This window comes from Psychroflexus lacisalsi (genome assembly GCF_020164495.1).
Lineage (GTDB): Bacteria > Bacteroidota > Bacteroidia > Flavobacteriales > Flavobacteriaceae > Psychroflexus > Psychroflexus lacisalsi.
Genome location: NZ_JAIQYZ010000001.1, coordinates 481,240 through 500,871 on the forward strand (window position 1 = coordinate 481,240; position 19,632 = coordinate 500,871).

A 19,632-nucleotide genomic window follows, 5' to 3' on the forward strand; every position below is an offset into this window, starting at 1 on the left:
AATGAGAACCATTATTTTAAAATCTGCTTCGAGTTACCTCCTTCCAGTACTATTACTGTTTTCAGTATTTATCTTGTTAAGAGGTCATTATTTGCCTGGTGGAGGCTTTGTTGGAGGTCTTGTGGCCGCCATAGCCTTTGTACTAGATGCTTTTTCAAATGGATTGGATAAAACAAAAGGCATTCTAAAATTTCACCCTGGCTTTTTGATGCCTGTTGGATTGATGGTAGCTTTTTTAAGTGGAATATCTCCTATGATATTGGCAGATTTACCGATGATGACAGGGATTTGGGCAGAAAATCCGATACCAGTTATTGGGGCCCTAGGTTCTCCTTTATTTTTTGATATAGGGGTTTATCTGGTTGTTATAGGATCGGCCTTAACTATCATATTTACAATTTCTGAATCTGTATAAATGGAAATAATATTAGCAATTATAACCGGTGTTCTTTATGCTTCAGGCATATACATGATCTTACGCAGAAGTATGGTAAAGTTTATTCTTGGTATTATATTATTAGGGAACGGTGTCAACTTATTGATTTTTACACTTGGACGAATTACCAAAGGGGAGCCTCCAATTATAGATTCAGCAGAAAAAGTTCTTGAGGGGGTTTATGCAGATCCTATCCCTCAGGCTTTAATTCTTACAGCCATCGTTATCAGTTTTGGTTTACAAGCGTTTGCTATTATCCTTGTAAAACGGGCTTATAAAGTATTAAAGACAGACGATCTAGATCAACTTAACACCACAGACGAAGATTCATGACAAACGATATCATTATATTACCACTTGTAGTTCATCTGTTTTTTAGCATACTATTGATGTTTTTTTGGAACAAAGTCAATTTCCAAAAGGTCGTAAGTATTGTGGGGAATGCGTTGGCTTTGTGCGTTGCAATTTGGGCATTTATTCATGTGTACAACAATGGGACACAAATTGTAGAATCTGGAAATTGGTCTGCTCCCTTTGGGATTGTATTTGTCGGAGATATGCTTGCGGTCACTCTCGTTTTGCTAACAGCAATTGCAGGTTTTGCAGTGTCTGTTTTTTCAACAATTTCTGTCATCAAGGCAAGATTGCGTTTTGGCTATTTCAGCGTATTTCATTTTCTGCTTTTGGGGCTCAACGGTGCTTTTTTAACAGGCGATATCTTCAACCTTTACGTTTGGTTTGAGATCATCATTATCAGTTCTTTTGTGTTGATAAGTATCGGTGGAGAAAAAAATCAGCTGGAAGGCGCTGTAAAATATTTTGCGCTTAACTTTTTTGCTTCCATGATATTTTTGACGGCTCTGGGAGTTCTTTACGGACTCGTTGGGACGCTTAACATGGCAGATATTTCTCTAAAAATTGCTGAGGTCGAAAACACAACTCTTATAGACATAAGCGCAGTTCTTTTTTTAGTTGGTTTTGGTATTAAATCAGCGATATTTCCCTTGTATTTTTGGCTTCCAGCTTCTTATCATACTCCACCATCGGCAGTGTCTGCTATTTTTGCTGGCTTGCTTACCAAAGTTGGAGTCTATGCCTTAATCCGAGTCTTTACTTTGATTTACGTAGGAAGTTCATTTTTAACCACTTTATTACTTAGCATGGCAATCATGACCATTTTTAGTGGTGGAGTAGGAGCGATAATTCAGAACAACATCAAGAAAGTATTTATGTACTTTATCATTTGCCATATTGGATTTATGATTGGAGGATTAGCCTTGTTTACAGAAGTGGCTATGGCTGGTGTGATCTTTTATTTAATACATGATATTATCATCAAAACCAATCTATTCCTGATAAGCGGATTGATTTACAGAATCAAGACCACAACCAACATGAAAAAACTCGGAGGTCTCTATGCCAATTATCCCAAATTGAGTTTGTTGATGGCAATCCCGCTTTTCTCTTTGGTAGGAATACCACCACTGTCAGGCTATTGGCCTAAAATATCTCTTATCCTGGCCAGTTTTAATGCTGAAGAATACTGGTTTTTTGGAGCTTTAATTTTTGGAAGTTTAATTACTCTCATCGTCATTGGAAAATTATGGGCTGAAGTGTTTTGGAAAGATCAACCGAAAATCAATTTTCCAAAGAAATTCATTTATTTTGACCAATTGCGCTTAGGACAAAAGTTCACTTTTGTTTTTCCTGTGGCGTTTCTAACTTTTGTAACTTTATATATAGGTTTTGGTGCAGAACACATTCAGCAGTTGTCTCAAAGAATTGCAACTGAACTAATGAATAATGAAATGTACATCAACGCAGTTTTAAAACGATAACACCAGATGAAAACTAAATTTCTTTCCAACATATTATTGATGCTTATCTGGGTATTCTTGTCAGGAGAATACAACTTCAACAATTTTATATTCGGATTTGGACTTAGTTTTATTATTCTTTGGATCATAAGTGGAAACGAAGAAAAAGCCTCCAAAAAATACTTCAAGATTGTTCCCAAGATAATAAGTTTCGTTTTATTTTTTTTCTGGGAGTTAACAAAGGCAAATATCCAGGTGGCGTTTGAAGTAAGTACACCCAATTTAAACATGAAGCCTGGTATTGTAGGCTTACCATTGGATGCAAAAACAGACTTGGAAATTACGCTTTTAGCAAATTTAATTACACTTACCCCGGGAACTCTGGCTTTGGATGTGTCTACAGACCGAAGTGTTTTGTATATACATGCTATGTATGTGGTAGATAAAAAAGATTTTATAGAAGATATTAAACAAGGCTTCGAAAAACGCTTACTAGAAATATTGAGATGAACGTACACGACTATTTATATTATATCATATTACCCATTTTGTCGATCTCATCGCTATTGGTATTTATAAGATTCTTTAAGGGACCTAGTATCGTAGATCGAGTAGTCGCTTTAGATTTATTAATTACTATAGGTATCGGTATAATAGCCATTTATAGTATCTTAAGTAATAAACCAACATTTTTGGACATCTCACTTGTTCTTGCTCTTATCGCCTTTTTAGGCACCGTTGCCTTTGCTTATTATCTAGAAAAAAGAAATAAAAATGATTGATATTTTAGTTTACATTACATCAGGTCTAGGAGCTCTTTTTGTTCTATTAGCGGCTATAGGAACGTTAAGAATGCCAGACCAGTATTTAAGAATTTCAGTAAATACCAAAGCAGCAACACTTGGTGTTGGTTTATTACTTGTTGCTGCAGCTTTATTTTTCTTGGAAACGTCGGTTACCACGAGAGTGTTGGCTGTTATAATTTTCATTTTGATCACTGCTCCTGTGGGGGCTCATCTCATAGGAAGAACCTCTTATTTCATAGGTAATAAACTTTGGGAAAACTCGTATATAGATGATCTTAAGGGTAAATATAACAAGACAACTCACGATCTAAAGGGCCTGGATAAAATGGAGAAAAATGATGAAGAAGCCAAATCAAAATCCTAAATTTATTTTTCCAGATTCCCTAAAGCAAAAATTAACTCAGCGTCTTGAGGAAGGAGCTTTAAGATCGCTTAAAAGACCAAGCCCGGAACTTATAGATTTCTCTTCCAATGACTATCTGGGATTTTCAAAAAATAAATTTGTTTCTGATTTTGCTCTAGAAAAGCTTAATGCGTATTCCAATAAGCTTCATGGCGCGACAGGCTCAAGACTCCTTACTGGTAATTATGACATGATTGAAGACTTTGAGTCTTTCCTATCACAGTATTACGATTCTGAAGCTTCCACGGTTTTCAACTCAGGCTACGACGCAAATTTAGGGTTGCTTTCTTCTGTAGGGCAACGCCAGGACTTGATCTTGTATGATGAACTGTGTCATGCTTCTATAAGAGATGGTATTGCCTTGAGTAAAGCTAAATCCTATAAATTTCAACATAACAATCTAAAGGATTTAGAAGACAAACTCGCCAAATTTCAAAACCAATTTGATACCATCTATGTCATTACAGAGCATGTCTTCTCAATGGATGGTGATAGTGCGGATGTAGAGAAGTTTGTAGACTTATGTGATCAATACGCAGCGTATTTCATACTGGACGAAGCGCATTCTATAGGTACAATTTCAAAAAAAGGGCTTGTGTCTTATAGTCAGGAAATATTCGCTAGGATTATCACTTTCGGAAAATCGTTTGGTTCACACGGTGCAGTAATTTTAGGGTCCAATGATTTGAAAGCGTATCTCGTTAATTATGCAAAAAGCTTCATTTATACCACCGCACCTAGTGTGGAAACTACAGCCAGAAATTGGGCTGGACATCTTTATTTTGAGTCCAATTTCCAAGACTTTGATGCTTTAAGGCAAAACATCGATTATTTTCGAGATCAGTTAGGGTTAAATAATCTGACAGGATTTTTTATTGACAGTCAGTCGGCGATTCAATCCTGCGTCATAGGAGGAAACGAAAAAGTAAAGTCGATTTCAAAGCAACTTCAGCAGGAGGGGTATGACGTCAGACCTATTTTGTCACCAACAGTGCCTAAAGGTAAAGAACGGTTGAGGTTTTGTTTGCATAGCTTTAATACAAAACAGGAAATTTCAAAAGCTTTAATTAAATTGTCAGAACTAATCAACTAATATGAAATCAGTTTTATTCCTTCTCGTTTTTATTTTATGTCCAATTCTTATGGCTCAACAGGTCACGGGTGTGATTGTAGATGATAATTTCGAGCCTCTCTCTCAAGCTACAGTATATTATGATGGTAGTACTGTCGGGACACTTTCTAAAAAAGATGGGAGCTTTAATATTGATTATAATCCGCAATTGAATCTAACACTTGTTGTAAGGTATCTTGGATATAAAACTTATTATTTAGATAATCCCAAGCCTGGTGAAGATTATAAAATCACTTTAAAACCTGAAGAGAATCGATTGGATGAAGTGGTCCTGGATGCCTCTCTTTTTTCTAGAGAAGAAATGTTGGAAGCTTTCAAAAGAGACTTTTTAGGAAAAACTAAAGCTGGTAGAAAAGCAATAATTCAAAACGAGGAAGCGATTAAATTCTTCTACGATAAAAATGAAAAAAGCCTGTACGCATCCTCAAGACAACCTATTCAAATTTTGAATAAAGAATTAGGCTATAAAGTAGAGTTTGATTTGGTTGATTTTGTTTCAGAATTTTCAAAAGTGACTTTAGACTCGGATTACCAAAAGACGAACTATTTTGGAGGAACGTCTTTTTTTCAAAATAGTGCAGAGGAAACAAGAAGAACCAAAAGAAGACGCTTAAAAGCTTATTATGGATCATCGATGCACTTTTTCAACAGCTTATGTGACGGAGATTTAAAGAGACAACAATATCAGTTGTTTCATAAATCAGAATTAGTAAATGCATCAGATGTTTTTGAAGTTAAGAAGGTGAAGCGTAAAGTAAGAATTTCAGGATCACTTGAAGTGCAAACCTATGAAGATAGCTATCTGGTGACTTTAGTTGGGAATGATTTAGATGTACTGAATAAAAACAACTCATCAACTGGTGATAAATTTCGAAAAAGCATAGCACTCCTTTACAAAGGAGACCGCTCTGATATAATTTTTAAGACTAAAGAATTTTATGTTGATAATTTTGGTAACCATACTAATATTAACGAAATTCTTTTTGATGGAGAAATGAGCATAGGTAGAATGGGAGGAATGCTCCCCGTAAATTATCAGCCAAATGACTAGTACTTATTTTATTACAGGAATAGGAACTGACGTCGGTAAAACTGTGGTTTCCGCTATCGTTACTGAGGCTTTACAAGCAGATTATTTCAAACCGGTTCAAGCTGGCGATTTAGACTATTCTGATACGCATAAAGTCAAAGCCTTGGTAGCCAATTCAAAATCTAGATTTTTCAAAAATGCGTACGCGTTGAAAACGCCTATGAGTCCACATGCTGCTGCAGAAATCGATAATGTTGAAATTAGACTTGAAAATATTAAAAGACCTGAAACAGATAATAATCTGGTTATTGAAGGTGCAGGTGGACTTTTAGTACCGCTTAATGCTAAGGACTGTATCGTTGACTTGATAGAAAAGACTGATAAGATCATTTTGGTCTCCAGGCATTACTTGGGAAGTATCAACCATACTTTATTATCTGTAGAAGTTCTGAAAAGCCGGGGATTTTCAAACATCGGACTTATTTTCAGTGGAGACGAATACCCAAGCACAGAACAGATCATTTTAGAGAAAACTCAACTCCCATTCATCGGAAGGATTTCTGAAGAAGCAAGCTTTTCAAAAGATGTAGTTCTTAAGTATGCTGAAAAACTTAAGCTGAATTTAGAAAAGCTTTAAGTCACCGAGATTAAATTCAGAAGAAATATTTACTAGCTTTAAGAAGCTTAACTTTGTAACAAATCCAAGATCATGAAACTTTTTGGCAAACATATCTCTATTCCTTTTACAACACCCTCAATTTCCAAACGTGATCAAAAATACATTTGGCATCCGCTTACTCAGCATAAACTTAATTCAGAATTATTAGCTATCAAGTCTGCAAAAGGAGCCTTGCTGAAGGATGAATCCGGAAAAACATATATTGATGCCATAGCTTCCTGGTACACCAGCATGTATGGTCACTGTCATCCACACATCGTAAAGAAAGTGAAAGCACAAATGGAAACTTTGGATCAAATAGTTTTCAGTGGATTTACGCATGAACCTGCAGTCGAGTTGTCTGAAAAACTAATGGAGATTTTACCTAAAAACCAGGCAAAATTATTCTTCAACGACAATGGTTCAACGGCGACCGAGATCGGTATAAAAATGGCGTTGCAGTATCATCATAATCTTGGAAATAATAAGAAGGTGATGCTGGCCCTGGAAGATGGTTTTCATGGCGATACCTTTGGAGCTATGTCGGTGTCAGGTTTATCGGTTTACAATGGTGCTTTTGAGGATCATTTTATTGAAGTGAGGAGAATTCCAAAACCCAATGGTAAAAATAATGCAGAGGTCATCACTCAATTGAAATCCATCCTGAAAGAGCATGCCATTGCAGGATTTATCTACGAGCCTTTGGTGCAGGGAGCTGCAGCGATGCAAACTTATGACCTCAATGGTCTCAATGAAGTGCTTAAGTTGTGCAAAGCCAACGATGTGATTTGTATCGCCGATGAGGTGATGACTGGATTTGGAAAAACGGGTAAAAACTTTGCGTCAGACTATTTATCGGAAAAGCCAGACGTGATGTGTTTGAGTAAAGCCTTATCTGCTGGAATGGTTGGTATGGGCATCACGAGTTGTACTAAAAAGATTTACAAAGCGTTTTACGCCGATGAAGTTTCTAAAGGACTTTTTCATGGTCATACCTACACAGGAAATCCACTCGCATGTGCAGCTGCTATTGCTGGTTTGGAATTGCTACAATCTCAAGAAATTCAAGAAGCGATCAAAACTATAATGAGTCTTAACCAGATGTTTGCCGATAAGATGCGCAAGCATGAACTAATACGCGAGGTTCGACAAATAGGAGTAATTCTGGCCTTGGACCTTAATGTAGAAATGGAACGCTATGGAAATGCGAGAGATGAGATGTTTAGCTATTTTATGAGTAAAGGAATATTCCTAAGACCTCTAGGAAAGACGATTTATATTTTACCTCCATATGTGATTACAGAAGCACAACTAACCAAAATTTATGCGGTGATTGAAGATTACCTCAGTATTTTAGAAGAAAGAGCTCTTAAAGTTTGATGAGTTTGAAGGTTTCTTTTTGGTTGTTTTCGCCTATAATAGTCACTAAATAGACCCCTGTAGAGAGTGAATTAGCATCATAACTAAAAGGAGACGTGTTACTTTTAAATTGACCAGCATCTACTTTTTGTCCTAATAGCGAATAAATACTGAAGCTATAACTTTCGCTCGAGCTAGATAAGACTTGAATATTAAACTTATCATTTACAGGATTGGGATAAACCTTAAAGTTTTGAGGGATTGTGTCCTCGTTAGATAACGAGTTCGACTCTATAATGAAACCATATCTAAGGTCTGGTTCTCCTTCAGCAACCTGGTAATCTACTGTGAATTCACCTTCATTTATCGGATATTCAAGATCCAAATAAAAGTCTTTTAAAACCATATCTGTTTCAGACACATTTGAGGGGTTTACTTTAAATTGGTAAGCGCCTTTTCTTTTGTTTTTCAAACTCAGCATTATAGTATCTATTTCTTCTGGGAATCCTCGTTCTTCAATACTCAAATATCTACCCTGTGCATAGATAGATAAACTCTCATCGTAATTCTGAAATTTTTTAGCGTCCTTTAGATCAACTTCTGAATTTGCTCCTGCTTTTAGCTTAAGACTGGTAGCATCAATGGTTTTATTATTGGACTGCAACAACACATCGATTCTCGATTCTTGGTTGAAACTTGAAGGCTGAAGTTGAGAAATATCCTTGTAATTTTCAGTGTAGTTGATAGAAATCGAGGTTGCCCCAGTATTTTTTGCTTCAACGAAAACAGCTTGCCAAGGCTGTATAAATTGATTAGCATCAGAACCTTGAGCATTAGTCCCCGCAGGTAATTCGACAGTTGCATAACCTCCACGAGTATTTAGTGTAGGGTCGTAAACGTAAATAAAACTTTCATTGAGATTGGGATTATTATTCATGATAGAATTAGCATCAATACTACTATGGTAGGGATTACTCAGCAAAATAAAACTATTATCTGTTATCAAATTGACCTGTTTTGTAAAGCCTAAAATAGCAGGATTTCCTGTTAATCTTAAGGTTGTTTCTGGACCAATTGCTGTGTTGGAATTTAAGGTAGTAGATCTATCTCCTCTTATCAATAAAGTAAAACTCTCGCCTTTATCGAATTTTTCGATATCTGTATTAGCAAAAGCAGACCATGACTGTGGGCCTTCATCCCAACTATAAAGAGAGGAGTTTCCGGAAAGTGTTGCATCGAACCCATTATTTCCAGACTTTGAACCCGTAATGTGCGTTCCGAAACCTGCTATGGTATCTATATTATCTGTAGGATAATTGGTTCCAGTATTGTGTTGACCTTCTTGGAGATTATCTAAAATTGGACCTGAGGTAGAAACAGGGGAAGAGAAGTACCTAAAGGCTCTGTTGGATTTAGGAATAAAATGTTCAATTATAAAGTCTCCAGTTATGCTTCCGCCTGTATTTATTCCCATCTGGGCGGTTAGCGTGTCGTTGCTTTTTAAAGTCAAACGGCCGTTTGGAGAAAAAGCCCCTCCATGTATTTCAAAGGTTCTAAAGACATCTTGGTTCCCATTTGTTACTTCAACTTGTCCAGAACCTTTATCAATATTGAAATGTTCGATGAGACCTTCTCCTGAAATCGATTGTGCTTGATCTCCTATTAACTTAAGTTGTCCATTTCCCAAAAAACGTCCTTCATGGCGAAGATCGCCACCAATCGATAAATTGACAGAATTCTCTAAAACCACTAAAGTAGATTCACCCACATAAACTTGGCTCATTAAACTTTGTGAGAAGACAATTAAAATAATAATCAAAAGTGCTTTTTTCATTAAGCAAAATTACTAAATTTGCAACAATAAATTATAATATAATTATGAAAAAAAGCCAAAAGTTATTTTTGATTGCTCTTTTTGTATTTCAAATCCATTATGCTCAAGTAGGTATTGGAACAGAAGATCCGCAGACTTCGTCTATTTTGGAAGTAGAATCCACCGAGCAAGGTGTCCTCCTTCCAAGGATGAGTACCTCACAAAGAACTTCTATAGTTGACCCAGCTAATGGGTTAACTGTTTTTGATACAGATTTACAATCTTATTATTTCTATAATTTGGATGATTCGAGTTGGGAAAGTTTAAGCTCATCACGATTGAACCGTGTTAATCTTGTCTTAGTAAAATCCCAAGCTGATTTTCCAGATCCTTCTGGAGGGAAAATAACTTTAGACGAGAATACTTATTATGAAATTAATGGAATCGTTTCTCTTAATACACCAATAGAACTCAATGGCGCTTATATTTCTGGATTAGATGCCTCTGAAGACGTTTTATTAAAATCTTCAGGAAATGTTTTTGAGGGTACTGGTGGTAGTATAAGAAATATAACTATTGCTGGGGGAGGTAATGCCTTTTCCATTACAAGTGGTACCTCCTTACTCGTTCAAAATACCATTATTTCGGGTATGGGAAATGTGGGTAGTGTGAGTGATGTAGGATTTGTTTTTTTTAGCAATGTCCAGTATTTATCCAACTCAAATGGTATTGTTTATACAAATATCACTAACTTATTATTAAATAATCAAGCCTGGCAAGCCAGTAATAGCGGTACTTTTGAGAAATTTGTTGGAAACTTTGACTTGATTCAAAAAGGGAGTGGTTTTTCTACAGCGAATGGTACTTCAACGGCGATAGACGTTTCAGCAAATCCAGCAGTTGGAGTTGGAGTAATTTCTGGGACAGTTTTCTCAGGAAGCTCAGAGTCTATGATAAACAGGTATACAACTGCTCAAACCAATCTTAATTTTGCTAAAGAGTGGTTTGTTCAAGCTCCAGGAATACAGGACGAGTACGATGATATCGCTACGGGTAATGTTTATTACGATGGAACATTAAATCAAGGTTATGGTATCACATCGCCTACTAGCATAACTATTCCATTTAAATTAACTGGAGGAAATGCTGAGAACAACTTTGCCATCAATTTATTAAGATTTTCATCAATTACCGCTAATAATAGACTGGTATATAATGGAAAAGAGGCCGGAGCTTTTTCAGTTAATGCTTCTTTATCAGTAAGAGGAACAAATTCCCAAGGAGCTTTTTATTCTTTTTTTATAAGAAGAAATGGGACGGAAACCTTAAACAGAACCAATGCTATTTTCTATGTTGAAAATACAACAAGCGTTTCAAGCGTTTCCCTATCAGGTACAGTTGTACTTGAACCTGATGATTTCATCGAAATTTGGGGTCAAAAGTTATCTGGAACAGGATCTGGAACTTTGGTTATTTTTTCTCAAAATTTAAATGTCAATTAACTAAAACAAAAAACCTATAGAAAAGCTCCAAACTTCATTGAACTGGTCACCTGCAAGTTCTTTGTCGATGTCGTTTATGCTTTTTTCGTAGCGGGCTTGTATCATAAAATTTTGACTGAGTTTGTAGCGCAGCCCACCTAATAAACCCAGTTCCAATCCCTCGTACCTGCTAGTTTGGTCTATCGTTTTAGTTGCACTATCTAACTGGCCAGACTCATTATTTATAGATCTTTCCTCTCTTTCCTCCTCAGCATCTACCAAATAACCAACTTGCACACCACCTTCTATCCAAAGTTGTTCAATAAGGTTATAACTTACTAAAACAGGTAAATTAATATATTGCATTCTGGTGAGACTTTTAATCTCATCAATATTTACATTTTCAGAATTAAACCTTTCTGAAAACCCTTGCTCAGAATAGAGCAGCTCAGCTTGTATACCCAGCTTAGGTAAGATTTTATATAAACCATATCCTCCTATATTCATAGAAGCTTTTGTATCGTAGTTTGAAACTTTATCCCCATCCCCAGAGATACTGGATAAATTGACACCTCCTTTAAATCCGTATTCAAAATACTCTTGTTGAGCATTTGTAGTCATAGAGACAAATAACAAGGATATAATGGCTAACGATGTAAGTTTCATAATAATAAATTTTACATAAAATTAGACTTTTTTAAGGGTTTGTAAATCTTCGTTAATTCAATTTTAACCTTGCTGGGTTTTATTGTAAGTTACAAGAACTCGATTTGAATAATGAGTAACCTATGTTACAGTAGAACGCCTATTTATAGCTTTAATTTGCATAAAATGTTTAATTATGGAATGGATTATGAATCCTTGGCCTTGGTATGTTTCTGGGCCTCTTATTGCTTTAGTTATGTTTGCTTTGCTATTTGTAGGTAAGCAATTTGGGATGTCTTCCAATTTAAGAACCGCCTGTTCTATAGGAGGAGCTGGTAAAGCATCAGATTTTTTTGATTTTGATTGGAAAAAAGAACGCTGGAATCTCATTGTGGTTTTAGGGGCTATCATTGGAGGGTTTTTATCAGCTAATTACTTGTCCGATCATACAGTCGATATCAATCCCGATGTCGTTACTACACTGGAATCCTATGGAATTAACAGTGCTGGAAAGGCGTACTTGCCCATAGAGATTTTTGGCACTGAGAGTTTGAGCGATCCTAAAATTCTTGCTGTTTTACTCATAGGAGGATTTCTAGTCGGTTTTGGATCTCGGTATGCTGGGGGATGTACTTCCGGGCATGCTATTTCCGGTTTAAGCAATTTGCAACTTCCTTCATTAATTGCAGTAATTGGATTTTTTATAGGAGGATTGATCATGATTAATTTTATTTATCCCTTAATTTTTTAAGCGTATGAAAACCTTAGTTTACTTAATTATAGGTACCTTTTTTGGTATCGTCATGTACAAATCTGAAGCAGCGTCTTGGTTTAGAATTTATGAAATGTTCGAATTTGGGTCTTTCCATATGTATGGTATTATAGGCTCTGCTTTGGCAATAGGAGTAATTGGGACTCAGATTATAAAACGTAGAAACATTAAAGCTTTAGGAGGGCAAGACATGCAACTAAGCCCTAAAGCCATGAGTATACCACGTTATTTATTTGGTGGAATCTTATTCGGATTGGGTTGGGCGCTTGCCGGTGCCTGTCCTGGCCCTATGTATGTTCTCGCAGGAGCGGGTTACGGATCTATTCTGATAGTGATTTTTGGTGCAATTCTAGGTACATTTATCTATGGACTTATCAGAAACAAACTTCCACACTAATCGTAAAAACTATTTACTAAAAAAAAGCTTCGTTTCTTAACGAAGTTTTTTTTTTGGACAAGGTTTAAACTTTTTCTAATTTAGTAAGTCCTATTAAATAATAAAGCTGAATAGTTCAGTTATACTGACTTAATACTAAAGCAACTATGTTCAAAAAATTACTTTACTACACGTGTGTAGCAGGAATGGTAGTTTCGATGTCATCGTGTTCTATCCTTCAGGGTAAAAAAGATGATAAATCCGCTGCCCAATCTAAGGAGAAGCCCAAAAATGGTGTAAAACCTTACGGCAAAATTATCACGAAAAAGGCAAAATCCGACGAAGGATTGTTTACTGTTCACAAGGTAGACCAAGATTACTTTTTTGAAATCCCAGACTCGCTTTTCAATAGAGAGATGTTAATGGTAACTCGTATTGCTCAAACTGCTCAAGGCATTGGCTTTGGTGGAGGAAAGCAAAACGAACAAGTATTGCGCTGGCAACGTAAAGGAGACAAAGTTAATCTTAGAGTTGTTTCCTACGATATTGCAGCGGCAGACTCGTTACCTATTTATGAAGCGGTAGTAAATTCCAATTTTGAACCCATTTTATATTCGTTTGATGTAAAAGCTTACAAAAAAGATTCTATCCACAATAACACAGTTATAGATGTTACGGATTTATTTCAGAAGGATGTTGAAGCTCTTGGCTTGCAAAGTAGACGAAGAAAACCTTATAAAATTTCCAGATTAGATGACAATCGGTCTTATATAGACACCATAAGAAGTTATCCTGAAAACATAGAGATCAGACACGTCAAAACTTACAATGCAGGTGAGCCACCTTCCAATTCTAGTACGGGTTCAGTCTCATTGAAATTTAGTAACTCAATGGTCTTATTGCCAAAAGAACCTATGAGACGACGTTACTTCGACCAACGTGTGGGTTGGTTTACAAGTAACCAAACAGATTATGGTTTAGATAATCAAAAGTCTGAAACAGTTGAGTATTTAGACCGTTACCGCCTTGAGGTGAAAGATGAAGATCTTGAGAAGTTCAAAAATGGCGAGTTAGTGGAACCTAAAGAACAGATCATTTATTACATAGACAGAGCGACTCCAGAAAAATGGAGAAAATATATTAAACAAGGGATAGAAGATTGGCAAGTAGCCTTTGAAGCTGCTGGTTTTAAAAATGCTATCATTGCTATGGATCCTCCTACAAAAGAAGAAGATCCAGATTGGAGTCCTGAAGATGTCAGGTATTCTGTAGTAAGATATCTAGCGTCTCCAATACCAAATGCGAATGGACCTCACGTGAGTGATCCAAGATCTGGAGAAATCTTGGAGTCTGATATCAATTGGTATCACAATGTGATGACTTTACTTCGCAACTGGTTCTTTGTGCAAACTGCAGCAATTAACCCAGAGGCTAGAGGTGTTGAGTTTAAAGATGAGGTGATGGGACGTTTAATTCGTTTTGTATCGTCTCACGAAGTTGGACACACGCTTGGACTTCCACACAACATGGGAAGTAGTGTAGCTTACGGTGTTGAGGACTTAAGAAGTCCAGAATTCACTAAAGAATTTGGTACAGCTCCTTCCATTATGGATTATGCAAGATTCAATTATATCGCTCAACCAGGTGATGGAGATGTGTCCTTAATGCCAAACGTTGGACCTTACGATAAGTATTCAATTGCTTGGGGGTACAGACCTATTTTGGACAAAACACCAGAAGAGGAAAAAGAAGTTCTCAACCAGTGGATCTTAGAAAAAGCAGGAGATCCTATCTATAGATTTGGAAAACAACAATCTGGAGGTGTGATCGATCCAAGTTCGCAAACTGAAGATCTTGGGGATGATTCTATGCAAGCCAGCACTTATGGTATTGAAAATCTTAAAAGAATTGTTCCAAACTTAATCGAATGGACTGCAGAAGATGGTAAAAACTACGATGACTTAGAAGACCTATACAACCAAGTTTATGGACAGTACAACCGTTATATGGGCCATGTTGCCGCTAATATCGGTGGTGTTTACGAAATCTATAAAACTTACGATCAAGAGGGGGATGTTTATTCACACGCACCTAGAGATAAGCAAGTAAGAGCTATGGAATTTCTTCAAGCAGAATTGTTTGAAACTCCAGAATGGTTAATTGATACAGACATCTTCAACAAAATTCAATTTGACGGCTATCTTGAAAAAATCAAAAGCTATCAAGAAAGAGCTTTAAATGATGTTCTAGACTTCGGCCGTTTCGCAAGAATGATGGAAAATGAAGAGTTAAACGATGATGCGTACAACATTGTTGAAATGATGGAAGATTTGAGAACTGGTCTTTTCAGTGAATTAAGACGTGGTGAAGACATCAGTAGAATTCGTAGAAACCTTCAGAGAGCTTATATTGGAAGAATGCATGAGCTCATGACAGAAGAGCAAACTAGCATTCCTGCACGATTCAGAAGTTTTGTCAGCCGAAGTAATATCGACGTGGAGACTAGTGATATCAGACCACTTGTAAGAGCTGAGTTAACTACTTTGCAAAGTGACATGAGAAGAGCAATCAGTAGAACTAGAGATACAATGACAAGATATCATCTGCAAGATGGAGTTGAGCGAATTGAGAAAATTCTCAATCCAGATGCTTAATTAATCTTTAATTCAAGTTTTAAAAGCCACTTTTATAAAGTGGCTTTTTTTTGTTTCATATCTTTAACTCAAAAAAACAAATCATCATGAAATACTTATTTTTCGTCTTATTGGTAACTGGTATAATCGCTTGTCAAGATTCTTCTGAGCCCAAAGCCAACGACACTAAAACCGAAGTTTTGGCAGAGGCAAATTCAGAAGAAATTATCAATCAAGAGTTTTGGAACAGGCTTTCTAAATTGAAAGGAAAAGCTTTTCAAGGCAAAGTTCTGGAAGCTCCAGAGGGAGACGATTTTAGAGAGAAAAACTTAGTGATGCATGTATTGGATGTGGAGGAAAATAAAATCTATATTCCTTTCAATGTAGGAGAAAATCGTTCAAGAACTTGGATTTTGTCCAAAACTAAAAGTGGAATACAGCTTAAACACGATCACCGTAAAGAAGATGGAAGCGAAGATGAAGTTACTATGTATGGTGGAGTCACACCAAATAGTGGCTCGGATGATTTAGCTATGTTTCCGGCGGACCAAGAGACCGTAGATTTATTGCCGGGAACGGCCACTAACTTATGGTGGATTACCGTCGACGATGAACAATTTACTTATAACTTAAGGCGAATTGGTTCACCAATTAAATTTTCTATAGGTTTTGATTTGGAGTCACCAATTGATCTTCCGAAGCGATCTTGGGGGTGGGAGAATTATAAAATTGAAAAATAAGGCAAGGCTAAATTTTAAAGGATCAATTCTTTTTGATTATCCTTAACCTCAGTTCGCTGCTCGGCAGAGTGGATAAAGTCTTTTGCCTTTTTGACTAGATAGTTTTGGAAATAATGTTTTTGTTTATTTTGAGTATGAGTCATCACGATGACCACAAGATCATCTTTTGGATGGTATTCTAATCCATTTCTAAATCCATCCCACAATCCATTGTGGAAAATTACCTCTTCACCATTTTTATGTTCAAGCCTAAAGCCCATTCCGTAGCGTTTATTTTTTCGGTCATCATCTCTGCCGAACATCAAGTCAACATTTTTCTGTTCCAAAATTTTGCCATTTTTAAGATCACGAAACCAGACATGTAAATCTTTTGCAGAAGCATAAATTCCTTTATCTCCTATGGCGTTATTATGAAAACCTGCAGGAAGCTGAATAAAAGAACGTCGATAGGATTGATAACCTTTTAGAATACTTTGTTCGTTCAATTCTGTTTTTTCAACAAAGGTTTCGTCGAGACAAAGTGGCAAAAGAAACTCTTCCTGAATAAATTCTCCCAAAGAAAGTCGACTTACTTGTTCTACAATTGCACCCAAAACCACATACCCTGTATTGCTATAGCTAAAGTATCTGCCCGCTGGAAAGTTAAGTCTCGGAGCATAGGTGTTGAGCAAATCGACAACTTCCAGATTATCTGGTGCAATGTCTTTTTTCCAGTATTGTTCAGTCAAATACATATAATTCCACAACCCAGATCTGTGTTTTAATAAATCTTTTATAGTAACATTTTCAAATTTGAAACCTGGTAAATAATTAGATACAGAATGATCTATATCAATTAATTTTCGTTCATGTAATTTTAGAACAGCCGCTGCGGTAAACTGCTTGCTTACTGAAGCTAATTGATAGGATAAACCTGTTTCCATCGGAGTTTTCTTTGCTGGATCCTTATATCCAAAATCTCCCTCAAATAAAATTTGATCTTTATAGGCTACCAATACAGATCCATTTATTCTGTAGCGTTTGGCTTTATTCTGAATTTGCTCCTGCAAAATTTCAATTTCGTCAGCATATAATGAAGTGTAATCTGGAACTGAAGCCTTAGGCTTTGGTTCGATAACTTCTGAAGTATCTAAGGGATAGGTTTCAAAATTGCTAAATGCAAAATTTTGAAACATTGTATAAGATATGATGAGAGCCACTGTGGCAAACAAAATAAGTCTGAAAAAAAATTTTGAATTGAATTTCATGTAGCACTCTAAGTTTCACTTTTAATGCAATATATTATAAAATATTGCTCAAAAATTTATGCTCAAACAATTTTAACTAAATAAACTCTAACAGCCTGACTATCCTGCACACTATAACTAGACTTTATCATTTAGTGAAAGTTAAGAGTAAAAATGAAAAAACTTCAAGATTAGTTCAATTTCCTATCGTAGTTATTAAAAATGGCTGAATTAAACTTTGCTCAATTCACTATTCCATACCCTAGATAGATTTTTCAGCGAATTGAAAAGTTCTTTAAAAGAGGAAATGATGTAATAATCTTCCTGCATAATATCTGTTCTAAACACTTTTTGAATGATGGCCTCAATAGAATACTCCAAAAAGTTAGCCTTTTGCTCATGAATTTGATTGGTTTCACCATAAGATGATAAAATACCAGCACCATAAGATTGTATTTTCCCTTGTTCTTGTATGACGCCAAATTCAATAGTAAACCAGTACAGCCTCTGTAGTTGAAGAAGTTTTTCTGGATCATCGAGAAATTGACAACCCAGCTTTCCAAATTCGTAAACAAATTCAGAAAAAATGGGATTACTTAATAAAGGGACATGGCCAAAAATATCGTGAAACATGTCTGGCTCTTCCAGGTAGTCCAAGCTATCTTTGGAACGCAGCCAGGTTGAAGAACAAAATTTGCGTTCGGCAAGTAATTGAAAAAAATCTTCTACAGGAATAAGACCAGGAACCACCTTTAATTCCCACTTGGTCTCAGTCTCAAACCAAGTATTAATCTTTTCAAAACTTGGGATTTCATTTGCATTTAAAACTGGGGACATATGTTCCAAAGCATCTATATATTCCTGAGAAGCTTTGCCAGAAATATTTTCTTTTTGTCTATTGAAGAGCGTTTTCCAAACCCATAAGTCTTCATTAGTGTACTTAGACATGTTTTGCATAAGAGTTGTTTAAAAAAAAAATAAAAATCCCGATTCAATTGTGAATCGGGATTGATTTAGGTTTATTATTTTGAATGTACCATTAACCGATTCTGTTGTTAAGAAGTCGATAATAGTAATAATATGTTTTTGTGTTAAGCATTGATCAAAATTAGATAATATCTCAAAATATACAAATCAACAAGTGTTAAACTAAAACATACTTCAATTGGTCACTTCTCAAAAAATATTAGTAATATCAAATTCATTAAAAATTATTGGAATATGAAAAAAACTCATAACTGGGGAATAATAGGCTTAGGAGGAATCGCTCACAAATTTGCTTCAGACTTACGTGATGTTGAGAGCGCTCAGCTTTATGCAGTAGCATCAAGAAGTATAAAAAAAGCTCAGAATTTTGCATCAGAATTTGTAGTGGAGAAGGCTTACGGTGCTTATGAAACTCTTGCTAAAGATCCTAAGGTGGATATCATTTATATCGCCACACCGCATGTGTTTCATTATGAAAATACCATGATGTGTCTCGAGCACGGGAAAGCCGTGTTATGTGAAAAACCAATGGCGATTAATGCAAGGCAACTGAAGACCATGATACGGACTTCAAAAGAAAAGTCTTTGTTTTTGATGGAAGGACTTTGGACCAATTTTATGCCACATCTCCAGAAAGTTAATCAACTCAATCAGCATAAAACTTACGGCAAATGCCTGAAAGTGGAAGCTGATTTTTCCTTTGAAGCTGAATTTGATACTGAAAAACGACTTTTCAATAAAGGTTTAGGTGGAGGTGCTTTATTGGATATTGGGATTTATCCGGTGTATCTGGCCTTAAAACTTCTTGGTCCCCCTCAGGAAATAGAAGCAAGTTGCGAATTTTCCTCTACAGGTGTGGATATTTCCAATCAAATCAATTTTAAATATGCTTCTGTAGCAACAGCAAAACTGTCTTCTAGTTTTGCTAAGAATACACCTTGCAAAGCCAAGGTTTATTTTGAAAACGCTACAGTAGAATTAGGCCCAAGTTTCCATCAAACCGATCAGCTTAAAATTGAAACCAACTCTGGTGTAGACCATATTGATTTTCATTATCCAACCCACGGCTATCAATTTGAAATTGAACACGTGCAGGATTGTTTAGAAAGAAAACTAACCCAAAGCCCAGACTGGTCCCTTCAGTCGTCTTTGGTGCTAACAGAAACTTTGGATAAAATAAGAGAACAATTCGGTTTGGTGTATTCTGAAGATTTAAAATAGAATATTAAAGGTGTGATATTGGAAGTATAATATCAAAGTAAAAAAAATGACAGTTAATATTGGAACCATGAGGTGGCCAATTCAATTAAAAATTTAA

General features: G+C 36.0%; 20 protein-coding genes. 16 read left to right on the plus strand and 4 right to left on the minus strand.

Annotated features, from left to right (window positions below; translation table 11 throughout):
* Position 1: 1 nt before the first annotated feature.
* The 10 genes from LB449_RS02080 (at position 2) to bioA (ending at position 7,662) form a co-directional block, all read left to right on the plus strand.
* On the plus strand, positions 2-415 hold the full coding sequence (locus LB449_RS02080) for a Na+/H+ antiporter subunit B (RefSeq protein WP_224453414.1): 414 nt from the start codon (positions 2-4) through the stop codon (positions 413-415).
* Positions 416-769, plus strand: coding sequence for a Na+/H+ antiporter subunit C (locus LB449_RS02085; protein ID WP_224453415.1), 354 nt, complete (start codon positions 416-418; stop codon positions 767-769).
* Complete coding sequence (locus tag LB449_RS02090) at positions 766-2,274, plus strand: proton-conducting transporter transmembrane domain-containing protein (protein WP_224453416.1); 1,509 nt, start codon at positions 766-768, stop codon at positions 2,272-2,274. The genes LB449_RS02085 and LB449_RS02090 overlap by 4 nt, the downstream gene beginning before the upstream one ends.
* A gap of 6 nt (positions 2,275-2,280) precedes the next feature.
* Positions 2,281-2,763, plus strand: a complete 483-nt coding sequence (locus LB449_RS02095) for a Na+/H+ antiporter subunit E (RefSeq protein WP_224453417.1) — start codon at positions 2,281-2,283, stop codon at positions 2,761-2,763.
* On the plus strand, positions 2,760-3,035 hold the full coding sequence (locus LB449_RS02100) for a monovalent cation/H+ antiporter complex subunit F (protein WP_224453418.1): 276 nt from the start codon (positions 2,760-2,762) through the stop codon (positions 3,033-3,035). The genes LB449_RS02095 and LB449_RS02100 overlap by 4 nt, the downstream gene beginning before the upstream one ends.
* Positions 3,028-3,423 carry a monovalent cation/H(+) antiporter subunit G gene (mnhG, locus tag LB449_RS02105; protein ID WP_224453419.1) on the plus strand — a complete coding sequence of 132 codons (396 nt, stop codon included), beginning with the start codon at positions 3,028-3,030 and terminating at the stop codon, positions 3,421-3,423. Before LB449_RS02100 ends, mnhG begins: the two co-directional genes overlap by 8 nt.
* Positions 3,395-4,555 carry an aminotransferase class I/II-fold pyridoxal phosphate-dependent enzyme gene (locus tag LB449_RS02110; protein ID WP_317196196.1) on the plus strand — a complete coding sequence of 387 codons (1,161 nt, stop codon included), beginning with the start codon at positions 3,395-3,397 and terminating at the stop codon, positions 4,553-4,555. Before mnhG ends, LB449_RS02110 begins: the two co-directional genes overlap by 29 nt.
* Before the next feature lies 1 nt (position 4,556).
* Entirely contained in the window at positions 4,557-5,645 is a 1,089-nt protein-coding gene (locus LB449_RS02115) for a carboxypeptidase-like regulatory domain-containing protein (protein ID WP_224453420.1), read from the plus strand.
* Positions 5,638-6,261: a dethiobiotin synthase gene (gene bioD / locus LB449_RS02120; protein ID WP_224453421.1), complete on the plus strand. Its 624-nt coding sequence runs from the start codon at positions 5,638-5,640 to the stop codon at positions 6,259-6,261. Before LB449_RS02115 ends, bioD begins: the two co-directional genes overlap by 8 nt.
* 72 nt (positions 6,262-6,333) lie before the next feature.
* Positions 6,334-7,662, plus strand: coding sequence for an adenosylmethionine--8-amino-7-oxononanoate transaminase (gene bioA / locus LB449_RS02125; protein WP_224453422.1), 1,329 nt, complete (start codon positions 6,334-6,336; stop codon positions 7,660-7,662).
* Here bioA and LB449_RS02130 read toward each other — a convergent pair.
* Positions 7,652-9,475 carry a T9SS type A sorting domain-containing protein gene (locus tag LB449_RS02130; RefSeq protein ID WP_224453423.1) on the minus strand — a complete coding sequence of 608 codons (1,824 nt, stop codon included), beginning with the start codon at positions 9,473-9,475 and terminating at the stop codon, positions 7,652-7,654. The genes bioA and LB449_RS02130 overlap by 11 nt on opposite strands.
* Positions 9,476-9,519: 44 nt before the next feature.
* On the opposite strand from LB449_RS02130, the gene LB449_RS02135 reads away from it, so the two are divergent.
* Positions 9,520-10,956: a hypothetical protein gene (locus tag LB449_RS02135; RefSeq protein WP_224453424.1), complete on the plus strand. Its 1,437-nt coding sequence runs from the start codon at positions 9,520-9,522 to the stop codon at positions 10,954-10,956.
* On the opposite strand, the gene LB449_RS02140 is transcribed toward LB449_RS02135, so the two are convergent.
* Entirely contained in the window at positions 10,957-11,601 is a 645-nt protein-coding gene (locus LB449_RS02140; RefSeq protein ID WP_224453425.1) for a porin family protein, read from the minus strand.
* A 175-nt stretch (positions 11,602-11,776) separates the two neighbouring features.
* On the opposite strand from LB449_RS02140, the gene LB449_RS02145 reads away from it, so the two are divergent.
* From LB449_RS02145 to LB449_RS02160, 4 genes are all read left to right on the plus strand, one after another.
* Positions 11,777-12,331, plus strand: coding sequence for a YeeE/YedE family protein (locus LB449_RS02145; RefSeq protein WP_224453426.1), 555 nt, complete (start codon positions 11,777-11,779; stop codon positions 12,329-12,331).
* Between the two features lie 4 nt (positions 12,332-12,335).
* On the plus strand, positions 12,336-12,749 hold the full coding sequence (locus tag LB449_RS02150; RefSeq protein WP_224453427.1) for a DUF6691 family protein: 414 nt from the start codon (positions 12,336-12,338) through the stop codon (positions 12,747-12,749).
* Positions 12,750-12,895: 146 nt separating this feature from the next.
* A complete protein-coding gene (locus LB449_RS02155; protein WP_224453428.1) occupies positions 12,896-15,382 on the plus strand; it encodes a zinc-dependent metalloprotease in 2,487 nt (828 codons plus the stop codon).
* An 86-nt stretch (positions 15,383-15,468) separates the two neighbouring features.
* Positions 15,469-16,101 (plus strand): hypothetical protein, encoded by a 633-nt coding sequence (locus tag LB449_RS02160; protein WP_224453429.1) that lies wholly within the window; start codon positions 15,469-15,471, stop codon positions 16,099-16,101.
* A gap of 14 nt (positions 16,102-16,115) precedes the next feature.
* Here the strand turns inward: LB449_RS02160 and LB449_RS02165 are convergent, their stop codons facing one another.
* A complete protein-coding gene (locus LB449_RS02165) occupies positions 16,116-17,276 on the minus strand; it encodes a serine hydrolase domain-containing protein (RefSeq protein ID WP_224453430.1) in 1,161 nt (386 codons plus the stop codon).
* Between the two features lie 282 nt (positions 17,277-17,558).
* Positions 17,559-18,275, minus strand: a complete 717-nt coding sequence (locus tag LB449_RS02170; RefSeq protein ID WP_224453431.1) for a phenylalanine-4-hydroxylase — start codon at positions 18,273-18,275, stop codon at positions 17,559-17,561.
* A 273-nt stretch (positions 18,276-18,548) separates the two neighbouring features.
* Here LB449_RS02170 and LB449_RS02175 point away from each other — a divergent pair, with 273 nt between their 5' ends.
* The gene (locus tag LB449_RS02175; RefSeq protein ID WP_224453432.1) at positions 18,549-19,535 is read left to right on the plus strand and encodes a Gfo/Idh/MocA family protein; all 987 of its coding nucleotides are present in this window, start codon (positions 18,549-18,551) and stop codon (positions 19,533-19,535) included.
* Positions 19,536-19,632 lie beyond the last annotated feature (97 nt).